Source organism: Variovorax boronicumulans NBRC 103145 (assembly GCF_001591345.1).
Lineage (GTDB): Bacteria > Pseudomonadota > Gammaproteobacteria > Burkholderiales > Burkholderiaceae_C > Variovorax > Variovorax boronicumulans.
Genome location: NZ_BCUS01000168.1, coordinates 1 through 10,675, shown reverse-complemented (window position 1 = coordinate 10,675; position 10,675 = coordinate 1). Strand labels below are relative to the sequence as shown.

At 69.6% G+C, this 10,675-nt stretch carries 8 protein-coding genes; 6 read left to right on the top strand and 2 right to left on the bottom strand.

Annotation, left to right across the window (positions count from 1 at the left end; genetic code table 11):
* Positions 1-80 precede the first annotated feature (80 nt).
* Positions 81-482, top strand: coding sequence for a phage holin family protein (locus VBO01S_RS29095; protein WP_062482043.1), 402 nt, complete (start codon positions 81-83; stop codon positions 480-482).
* A gap of 64 nt (positions 483-546) precedes the next feature.
* Here VBO01S_RS29095 and VBO01S_RS29090 read toward each other — a convergent pair whose 3' ends face one another.
* Positions 547-1,749, bottom strand: a complete 1,203-nt coding sequence (locus tag VBO01S_RS29090; RefSeq protein ID WP_062482042.1) for an MFS transporter — start codon at positions 1,747-1,749, stop codon at positions 547-549.
* A gap of 144 nt (positions 1,750-1,893) precedes the next feature.
* On the opposite strand from VBO01S_RS29090, the gene VBO01S_RS29085 reads away from it, so the two are divergent.
* Positions 1,894-2,835, top strand: coding sequence for a LysR family transcriptional regulator (locus VBO01S_RS29085; RefSeq protein ID WP_062482041.1), 942 nt, complete (start codon positions 1,894-1,896; stop codon positions 2,833-2,835).
* On the opposite strand, the gene VBO01S_RS29080 is transcribed toward VBO01S_RS29085, so the two are convergent.
* Positions 2,811-4,178: an amidohydrolase gene (locus tag VBO01S_RS29080; RefSeq protein ID WP_062482040.1), complete on the bottom strand. Its 1,368-nt coding sequence runs from the start codon at positions 4,176-4,178 to the stop codon at positions 2,811-2,813. The two genes, VBO01S_RS29085 and VBO01S_RS29080, sit on opposite strands and share 25 nt — an antisense overlap.
* A 182-nt stretch (positions 4,179-4,360) precedes the next feature.
* Between VBO01S_RS29080 and VBO01S_RS29075 the strand changes: the two genes are divergently transcribed.
* The 4 genes from VBO01S_RS29075 to VBO01S_RS29060 form a co-directional block, all read left to right on the top strand.
* Positions 4,361-5,311 carry a LysR substrate-binding domain-containing protein gene (locus VBO01S_RS29075; RefSeq protein ID WP_062482039.1) on the top strand — a complete coding sequence of 317 codons (951 nt, stop codon included), beginning with the start codon at positions 4,361-4,363 and terminating at the stop codon, positions 5,309-5,311.
* A 206-nt stretch (positions 5,312-5,517) separates the two neighbouring features.
* Entirely contained in the window at positions 5,518-6,744 is a 1,227-nt protein-coding gene (locus tag VBO01S_RS29070) for an efflux RND transporter periplasmic adaptor subunit (protein WP_062482038.1), read from the top strand.
* A gap of 9 nt (positions 6,745-6,753) precedes the next feature.
* On the top strand, positions 6,754-9,918 hold the full coding sequence (locus VBO01S_RS29065) for an efflux RND transporter permease subunit (RefSeq protein ID WP_062482035.1): 3,165 nt from the start codon (positions 6,754-6,756) through the stop codon (positions 9,916-9,918).
* On the top strand, positions 9,918-10,675 hold a 758-nt coding region (locus VBO01S_RS29060), incomplete at its 3' end, for a TolC family protein (protein ID WP_169805102.1). The genes VBO01S_RS29065 and VBO01S_RS29060, both read left to right, overlap by 1 nt.

Here is a 10,675-nt window from a genome sequence, read left to right as displayed (position 1 = left end):
CAGAAAATCCGCCCGCCCCGCGCAGCGGTCCGCCGCGACGCCCCGTTTACCATGCGGGCTGCCGACACACACCGCACGCCATGCTGAACAACATCACCCCTTTCCTCGTCCACTGGGCCATCACCGGCATCTCGCTGTGGGTCGCCAGCCATCTCTTCAAGGGACTCAAGTTCGACAGCACCTCGGCGCTGATCGTGTCGGCGCTGCTGCTCGGCCTGGCCAACGCCATCGTCAAGCCGCTGCTGATCTTCCTGACACTGCCGCTGACGCTGCTGACCTTCGGCCTGTTCCTGCTGGTCATCAACGCGCTGATGATCCTGCTGGTGGCGGCGCTGGTGAAGGGCTTCAAGGTGTCGGGCTTCTGGACCGCGCTGTTCGCGAGCATCTTCGTTTCGCTGCTGAGCATCGTCATCGGCTCGTTCGTGACGGGCGGCGACCCGGCCGAGCAGATCCAGATGCCGCAGGGCGGCAACTGGCTCTGAGCGAGCCCCCCGCCTTTCTCGCGGGCCCCACCCGTGCGCGCGAAATGCCGCGCGCTCTTCGGAATCAGTGGGACGACCGGTGCGGCTTCGCGGGAAACCCGTGCGCACGCGATGTCCAGGCAATCAGAAGGCCAGGAAGCAGCAGCACCAGCAGTGCCCATGGAAAAGCGCCGACGCCCGATGTCTCCAGCAACACGCCACCGACGATGCCGCCGCCCGCAATGGCGATGTTCCACACCGTGACGAGGATGGATTGCGCCACGTCCGCGCCGGGGCCGGCTGCTTCGGCCGACGCGGTCTGCAGCAAGGCCCCGGAGCCGCCGAAGGTCAGCCCCCACGCGGCCACCGCGACATAGACCACCACCGGCTGCGTGCCGGCGACGCCCAGGGCCAGCGACGCCAGCGCAAAGCCCGCGAGGGCGAGCAGCACCAGCGAGCGCAGCATGCGGTCGATGAGCAGCCCGCTGATCCAGATGCCGGCCAGCGATGCCACGCCGAAGACCAGCAGCACCGCATCGACCCGATCGGACAGGCCGGCCGGCGCCAGGAACGGCATCACGTAGGTGTAGAGAATGCTGTGCGCCAGCACCCACAGCGCAAGCACGGCCAGCACCGGTCGCACGCCGGGCGTGACGAAGATCCGGCGCACCGGCGCGCGCTTTTCGGCCGCCTGCCCCGGATAGTCGGGCACCTGCAGGAAGACCCAGGCCATCACCGCCAGCGTGAGCAGCGACATGCCACCGAACGCGGTGCGCCAGCCCAGCGTGGCGCCCATCAACGTCCCCAGCGGGACGCCCAGCGACAACGCCAGCGGTGCCCCCAGCCCGGCCACCGCCAGCGCGCGCCCCTTGAGGTGCTCGGGCACCATGCGCCGCGCATAGCCCGCCAGCATTCCCCAGATCAGGCCGCCCGCCATGCCGGCCATGAAGCGCGCAACCAGCGCGACTGCATAGCTCGACGTCAGCGCCGTGAGCGTGTTGAAGGCCAGCACGGCGACCAGCGCCGCGATCAGCAACGGCCGGCGCCGCCAGCCCAGCGTGGCCGCCGTCAGCGGAATGGCCGCAACCAGCGAGCCGATGGCATAGAGGGTCACGAACTGGCCCGCGAGCGCTTCCGACACGCCCAGGTCCTGGCTGATGCGCAAGAGCATGCCGGCCGGCATCGTTTCCGTCAGCAGTGCCAGGAAGCCGGTCATCGACAGGGCCAGCAAGGCGGCCACGGGCAGTCGTTCAGTGCGCTCGCCCACGGTGGCGGTTGTGGTGGTCATTCAGTTGGTTTCCATCGTCTGTGCCCGCGTTGGCCGGGTGGCCCGCGTTGGCGTTCACCGCAGTGTGGGCGGGAATGCATCAATGAAAAATGGGCTAAAGTTTCAAATACATATGACTCTCCAGTCATCAATCAAAGTCGCTCCATGGAAAACCTGGGTTCGCTGAACGTCTTCGTTCGCGCCGGCGAAACGCGCAGCTTCACGGCCACGGGGCAGCAGTTGGGCATCTCGGCCTCGGCCGTCAGCAAGGCCATCGTGCGGCTCGAAGAACGGCTGGGCGTGCGGCTGTTCCATCGCTCCACGCGCACCGTCCACCTGACGCCGGAAGGCGCGCTGTTCCTGGAGCGCTGCCGGCGCATCCTCTGCGAAGTGGAATCGGCCGAAGCGGAACTGCTGCAGACACAGAGCGCACCCCGCGGCAAGCTGCGCATCAGCCTGCCGTCGGTGGGCACGCTGTTCATGCCCAAGCTGGCGGCGTTCAAGCGGCTCTACCCCGACATCGAACTGGACATCGACTACGCCGACCGGCTGGTTGACGTCATCGAGGAAGGCTTCGACGCGGTCATCCGCACCGGCGAGCCCAGCGATTCACGGTTGATGGCGCGCCGCATCGGCTCGTGCCGCAAGGTGATCGTCGGTGCGCCGGCCTACTTTCGCCGGGCCGGCGTGCCGCGCGAACCGCAAGACCTGGCAAGCCATGCCTGCCTGCTCTACCGCTTTCCCAGCACCGGCAAGCTGGACGTGTGGCCGCTGGGCCTTGCGGCCGGCTCGCCCCCTGTCGACCTGCCGGCCAGCATGGTGACCAACACGCTCGATCCGCAAGTCTGCTTTGCCGAGCAGGGGCTGGGCATTGCCTGCGTGCCGGAGATCGCCGTGCGCCCGCAATTGGAACAGGGCCGCCTGGTCACGGTGCTGGACGACCACAACCGCGAACACATGATCTTCCACGTGCTGTGGCCGTCGAGCCGGCAGCTGTCGCCCAGGATCCGTGTGTTCGTGGACTTCATCGCGCAGCACCTGTTTCCGCTGTCGGATGCGCTGGAGCAGCCGATTCGCTCAGGTCAGCGCTGCGCGCCCGCCATGTAATCCACCGTCAGCTGCGTCAACGTGCGCACGCCCACCAGCAGGCTGGCCTCGTCGACGAAGAAGCGCGGCGAGTGGTTGGGCTCGGCCTTGTTCGCGTCGCGGCCGGGCGGCGTGGCGCCGATCATCACGAACAGGCCGGGCGCCTTCTGCGCGAAGAACGAGAAGTCTTCGCCGCCCGTGCCCTTGGGGATCACGATCGGCGTGGCGCCGGGCACGCGCTGCAGGCTGGGCACCATCTTCGCGGTCAGGGCCGGGTCGTTCACGGTCGGGGCGTAGCCGTCGGCCTCGACGCGGACCTCGGCCGTGCCGCCGCCGCTTTGCGCGATGTGCGAGGCGGTCTCGCCCATGCGCTTGATGATGAACTGGCGCATCTCGTCGTCGTAGGTGCGCAGCGTGCCGCTCATCTCCACGCTGTCGGGAATGATGTTGTAGCGCGTGCCCGCGTTGAAGGTGCCCACGCTGAGCACCGAGGGCTCCTTGGTCACGTTGACCTGGCGGCTCGCGATGGTCTGGAAGCCCAGCACGATCTGCGAGCCCAGCACGATCGGGTCGACCCCGCTCCAGGGCTGCGAGCCGTGCGTCTGGCGGCCCTTCACGCTGACCTTGAAGGTGTCCGAGCTCGCGGTGATGGGGCCGCTCTTGTAGCCGATCTGCCCGGTGTTCAGCGCCGAGACCAGGTGCAGGCCGAACACCGCGTCGGGCTTGGGCGCGTCGAAGGCACCTTCGGCCAGCATGCGGCGCGCGCCGCCGATCTCGGCGTTGGGCAGTTTTTCTTCGGCCGGCTGGAAGATCAGCTTCACGGTGCCGGGCAGCTGCGCCTTCATCGAGGCGAGCACCTCGGCCACGCCCATGAGGATCGCCACGTGGCCGTCATGGCCGCAGGCGTGCATCACGTCGACCGTGGCGAAGCCCCACTGGGCCCGCGCCTTGGAGGCGAAGGGCACGTCGACCTGTTCCTTCACGGGCAGCGCGTCCATGTCGGCGCGCAGCGCCACCACCGGGCCGGGCTTGCCGCCGCGCAGCGTGGCGACCACGCCGGTCACGGCCACGCCCTCGCGCACCTCGTAGCCCAGCGCCTTCAGGTGGGCCGCGACCAGCGCGGCGGTGCGCTTTTCCTGGTTGCCCAGCTCGGGGTGCTGGTGGATGTCGCGGCGCCAGTCGATCACCTTCTGCTCGATGGCCTTGGAGCGCTCGGCGATCAGCGGGTACAGCGGCACGGCGGCGGCCGGTGCGGGCGATGTGGCAGCAGCCGCAGGCGCCTCCTGCGCCGAAGCGCACAGGGACGAGACGGCAAGGACGATGGGCAGGCACAGGCGCGTGGCCGGACGGAATCGGTGGGACATGGTGATGTGTTGTGAGAAAAGCAAGAAAGGGAAGGACCCGCCGGGCGGGAGCCCTTCGTCCGCGCGGCCCCGTCGGGCCGGCAGCCGATGCGCCCTTGTCTGCCGCCCGACCCCGTGAGCGTAGGAAGGCCACCGATTGGCGTCCAATCGCTTTTGCATCAACTGATAATGATTGCCTATCGATGGCCACCGACACGCCCACACCCTCTTCCGTGCTGCACGAGCGGCTGCTCGCGCGCCTGCGCCTGCGCCACCTGAAGCTCATCGACGCGCTGGCCGCGCACTCGCACCTGCGCCGCGCGGCCGAGGCGATCCACATCAGCCAGCCGGCGGCCACGCAGATGCTGCAGGAGGTCGAGGGCCTGCTCGACACGCCGCTGTTCGAGCGCCACGCGCGCGGCATGCGCATCACCGAGGCCGGGCGCCTGCTGGCGCTGCACGCGCGCATGGTGATCGACGCCATGCAGGTGGCCAGCGACGGCCTCGCGGCGCTGGCCGCGCAGGAGACGCGCGCGCTGCGTATCGGCGCCATCGAGGCGGCCATCGCCAGCGTGCTGCAGCCCGCGCTGAACCTGCTGCATGCGAAGCACCCCAAGCTGCGCCTGTTCATCGAGGAAGGCAACATCGAGCGGCTCACGATCGGCCTGCGCGCAGGCGCCTTCGACGCCGTGCTGCTGCGCCAGCCGGCGCGCGTGCCCGATGCCCACCGCTTCGTGCCGCTGCGCAGCGACGAGGTGGTGGTCATCGCCGGCATCGGCCATCCGGCCGTGCAGCGCAAGCGCCTGCGGCTGCGCGACCTCGCCGAGTCGCGCTGGGTGCTGCCGCCCGCGCACTTCGCGGTGCGCCAGGTGATGGAAGCCGCCTGGGCCGCCGAGCGGATCGTGCCGCGCCCGCATGCCATCCAGGTGCTCACGCCGCAGCTGGTGCGCGCCCTGCTCTCGCAGCCCGACGTGGTGGTGCCGGTGCCGCGCACCGTGCTCGACCAGCTCGACCGCTCGGCCGTGGCCGAGCTGCCGCTGCGCATGAACGCGCCCATCGCGCCGCTGGGCATCCTCTACCGCACCGACAACGAGGTCGGCCCGCTGCAGCTGCTGGTCGATTTCCTGGTCGCGCAGGCGAAGAAGAAGCCATAGAGAGCGCTTCAGGCGGGTTTTTCATGCGGGCAATGCCCCGCTTCACACCCGCTTAACTGTGGGGCCGCACACTCGACGCCACCCGCCAGTCCCCTCGGGACATGGCACGGTTTCCGCTCTGTAAAGTTCGCCGCCCCCGCGCCGCGGCATTGAACTCGACGGCGCGAGCCCGCTCCATCTTTGGCTTTCGTTACTTCTGCCTGTCCATGCCCGTCCACTTTGCCTCCCGCTCCGCCCCGCTCCTCACGGCCCTGTGCATCGCCGCCGCCCTCGCGGGGTGCTCGCGCACCAATGTGGAGGCCCCCGGCGCGGCCAAGGCCGCCAACGCCCCGGCGAAGGAAGTCGGCATCGTCACGCTCAAGTCCGAGGTGCTGGCCCTGAGCACCGAGCTGCCCGGGCGCACCGCGGCCCCGGTGATCGCCGAGATCCGCCCGCAGGTCGGCGGCATCCTCAAGGAGCGGCTCTTCACCGAAGGCTCGCAGGTCAAGGCCGGCCAGGTGCTCTACCAGCTCGACCCGGCCTCGCTGCAGGCCGCCCATGCCAGCGCGCAGGCCAGCGTGCGCAAGGCCGAGTCGGCCCTGGCCACGGCGCGCACCGTGGCCAAGCGCAATGCCGAGCTGGTGAAGATCGATGCCATCAGCCGCCAGGTGTTCGACGAGACCCAGGCCGCCGAGCAGCAGGCCGAAGCCGACCTCGCCGTGGCCCGCGCCGCCGAGCAGACCGCGCGCATCCAGCTGGGCTACACGCGCATCACCTCGCCGATCACCGGCTGGGCCGAGCTGTCCACCGTCACGCCGGGCGCGCTGGTCACAGCCAACCAGGCGGCGGCCATGACCACCGTGCAGCAGCTCGACCCGATCCACGTGCACGTCACGCAATCGAGCAGCGAGCTGCTGCGCCTGAAGCGCGAGCTGGCCAGCGGCCGGCTGCAGCGCGCCAGCGAGGCCGAGGCGCGCATCCAGCTGCTGCTGGAAGACGGCAGCCCCTACCCGCACGCCGGGCGCCTCACCTTCAGCGGCGTGACGGTCGATGCCGGCACCGGCAGCGTCACGCTGCGCGCCGTGGTGCCCAACCCCGACAAGCTGCTGATGCCCGGCATGTACGTGCGCGCCGTGCTGCAGGAAGGCGTGAATGACGCCGCGCTGCTGGTGCCGCAGCAGGCCGTCACGCGCGCGCCCGACGGCAGCGCCTCCACGCTGGTGATCGACGCAGAAGACAAGGTCCAGAAGCGCCCCATCCGCATCGGCCGTGCCATCGGCACGCGCTGGCAGGTGATCGACGGCCTGGCCGCGGGCGACCGCGTGCTCATGGAAGGCTCGCAGCGCGTGAAGGTCGGCGACAAGGTGCGCACGGTCGACCTCGGCGCAAGGCCGGCGGGTGCCGCAGTTGCGAGCGCCACGCCCGACGCTGCTTCCACCACCCTCGCGCGCTGAGGCCGACCCATGGCCCAGTTCTTCATCGACCGCCCCATCTTCGCGTGGGTGCTTTCCATCGTCGTCATGCTCGCCGGCCTGATGGCCATCCGCACGCTGCCGCTGGAGCAGTACCCCGACATCGCGCCGCCGCGCGTGTCCATCAACGCCACCTACACCGGCGCCTCGGCCAAGACGGTCGAAGACTCCGTCACCCAGGTCATCGAGCAGCAGATGAAGGGGCTGGACAACCTGCTGTACATGCAGTCGACCAGCAACTCGTCGGGCGTGGCGCGCCTGTCGCTCACCTTCAACGCGGGCACCAACATCGACGTGGCCCAGATGCAGGTGCAGAACAAGCTGCAGCAGGCCATGTCGCGCCTGCCGCAGCAGGTGCAAAGCCGCGGCGTCACCGTCACCAAGGGCGGCAACGACTTCCTGCTGATCGTCTCGATGTTCTCCGGCGACGGCAGCGCCTCGGCGGTGGACGTGGGCGACTACATCAGCAGCAACCTGGTCGACGTCATCAGCCGCGTCGACGGCGTGGGCGAGGTGCAGACGCTGGGCACCGGCTACGCCATGCGCCTGTGGCTGGACCCCGACAAGCTGCGCAAGTACGCGCTCATGCCCTCCGACGTGGGCAGCGCCATCACCGCGCAGAACGCGCAGGTGTCGGCCGGCCAGCTCGGCGCGCTGCCGGCTGGTGCGCAGCAGCAGCTCAACGCCACCATCACGGCGCGCAGCAAGCTGAAGACGGTCGAGGAGTTCGAGAACGTGGTGCTGCGCGCCACGCCCGACGGCGCCGTGGTGCGCCTGCGCGACGTGGCCCGCGTGGAACTGGGCGCCGAGAACCTCACGGTGCGCTCGGTGCTCGGCGGTCGCCCGGGCGCCGGCATGGGCATCGTGCTGGCCGACGGCGCCAACGCGGTGCAGGTGGCCGAGGCCGTGAAGGCCAAGGTGGCCGAGCTGCAGCCGCTCTTTCCCAACCAGATGCAGACCTTCGTGAGCTACGACACCACGCCCTTCGTGAGCGCGTCGATCGACGAGGTGGTGAAGGCGCTGGCCGAGGCCATGGTGCTGGTCGTGCTGGTGATGTACATCTTTTTGCAGAACTTCCGCGCCACGCTGATCCCTGCCATTGCCGTGCCGGTGGTGCTGCTGGGTACCTTCGGCGTGCTCTCCGTGGCGGGCTACTCGATCAACACGCTCACCATGTTCGGCATGGTGCTGGCCATCGGCCTGCTGGTGGACGACGCCATCGTGGTGGTGGAGAACGTCGAGCGCGTGATGCACGAAGAAGGGCTGTCGCCCAAGGAGGCCACGCGCAAGTCGATGGCCGAGATCACGCCCGCGCTGGTGGGCATCGCGCTGGTGCTGTCGGCCGTGTTCATCCCCATGGCCTTCTTCGGCGGCTCGACCGGCGTGATCTACCGCCAGTTCTCGATCACCATCGTCTCGGCCATGGCGCTGTCGGTGTTCGTGGCGCTCACACTCACGCCGGCGCTGTGCGCCACGCTGCTCAAGCCCGTGGCCAAGGGCGGCCACGCAGCCCCGCGCAAGGGCGTGCTGGGCGCGGTCGACCGCTTCTTCGCGGGCTTCAACCGCCGCTTCGACCAGGGCGCCGACCGCTACCAGGGCATCGTCGGCGGCATCGTGCGGCGCGGCAAGCGCAGCCTCGTGGTGTACCTGCTGATCGCGGCCGTGATGGCGCTGCTGTTCATGCGCCTGCCCACCTCCTTCCTGCCCGACGAAGACCAGGCCTTCCTGCAGGTGCAGGTGACGCTGCCGCCGGGCGCGTCCGACGCGCGGCTGCAGCCGGTGGTCACGCAGATGCAGGACTACTTCACCAAGCAGCCCGAGGTGGTGAGCGTGAACGTGATCACCGGGCAGAACGGCGACCAGAGTTCGGCGCGAGCCTTCGTGAAGCTGAAAGACTGGGCCGAGCGCGAAGGCGCCGGCCAGTCGGCCGCCGAACTCGCACGGCGCGCCAACAAGGAGCTCTCGACCATCCGCGACGCGCGCATCTTCGTGCTGCTGCCGCCAGCGGTGCGCGGGCTCGGTGCCAACGCGGGCTTCAACTTCCACCTGAAGGACATCAACGGGCTGGGCCACGACGCACTGGTGAAGGCGCGCGACCAGCTCATCGACCTGCTCTCCAAGCGCCCCGAGGTGGCGAACGTGCGCAGCAACAACCTGGACGACACGCCGCAGTTCGCGGTGGACATCGACGACGCGCGCGCCGGCGCGGCCAGCCTGGCCACGTCCGACATCGACAGCACCCTGTCGAGCGCGATGGGCGGCACCTACATCAACGACTTCCTGGACAACGGTCGCGTCAAGCGCGTGTACATGCAGGGCGACACGGCCTTTCGCATGCTGCCCACCGACATCGACCGCTGGAGCGTGCGCAACAGCCTGGGCCAGATGGTGCCGTTCCCGGCGTTCTCCGGTTCGCGCTGGACGTATGGCTCGCCGCAGCTGCAGCGCTACAACGGCAGCCCGAGCTACGAGTTCGTCGGCGATGCCGCGCCCGGCGTGAGTTCGGGCGATGCGATGGCTGCCGTCGACGAAGTGATGAAGCAGATGCCCGCCGGCATCGGCTACGAATGGACCGGCGCCTCGTTCCAGGAGCGCCTGTCGGGCGCGCAGGCGCCGGTGCTGTACGCCATCTCGATCCTGTTCGTGTTCCTGTGCCTTGCGGCGCTGTACGAGAGCTGGTCGGTGCCGTTCTCGGTGATCCTGGTGGTGCCGCTGGGCATCGTGGGCGCGCTGCTGTTCACCAGCCTGCGCGGCCTGAGCAACGACGTGTACTTCCAGGTCGGCCTGCTGACCACGGTGGGGCTGTCGTCGAAGAACGCGATCCTGATCGTGGAGTTCGCCAAGCAGCTGCAGGAGCAGGGCAAGGGCGTGATCGAGGCAACGCTGGAGGCCGTGCGGCTGCGGCTGCGCCCCATCCTCATGACCTCGCTGGCCTTCGGCTTCGGCGTGCTGCCGCTGGCCATCGGCACGGGTGCGGGTGCGGGCGGCCGCCAGTCGATCGGCACCGCGGTGCTGGGCGGCATGGTGGTCGGCACGGCGCTGGGCATCTTCTTCGTGCCGCTGTTCTTCGCGATGATCCGCGGCTGGCTGGAAGGCCGCCGCAAGCCGGCCGACACGCCGCCGGATGCCTTGCCCGCGGAACAGGGAGCCCAGTGATGAAGCGCACCACCCTGCCCCGCCTTCCCCTGCGCGCACTGGCCTGCGCCGCCCTGGCCTCGGCCGTGCTCGCGGGCTGCGTCAACCTCGCGCCCGCGTACGAAACGCCCGCCTCGCCAGTCCCATCGGCCCTGCCCTCGGCTGGCGTCACGACGACCACACCCCTGGACATCGGCTGGCGCGACTTCTTCGTCGACAAGCAGCTGCAGGGCGTGATCGAACTCGCGCTCGCCAACAACCGCGACCTGCGCGTGGCGGCGCTCAACATCGAGCGTGCGCGCGCCCAGTACGGCATCGCGCGGGCCGACCTGTTCCCCACCGTCAACGCCGGCGCGGCCGGCACGCGCTCGCGCACGCCGGGCAGCCTGTCGACCAGCGGCGAATCGCGCATCGCCTCGCAGTACAGCGCCAACCTCGGCATGACGGCCTACGAGCTCGACCTGTTCGGGCGCGTGCGCAACCTCGGCGAATCGGCGCTGCAGGGCTACTTCCAGACCGAGGAAACCCAGCGCAGCACGCAGATCAGCCTCGTGGCCTCGGTCGCCACGGCGTGGCTGCAACTGGCCGCCGACGAGCAGCGCCTGCAGCTGGCGCGCGGCACGCTCGAGAGCCAGCGCAAGTCCTTCGAGCTGGTGCAGCGCAGCCACGCGCTCGGCGCGCAGTCGGGCCTGGCGCTGGCGCAGGCGCAGAGCACCGTCGATGCCGCGCGCGCCGACGCCGCGGCCTTCGACAGCCAGGTCGAGCAGGACCGCAACGC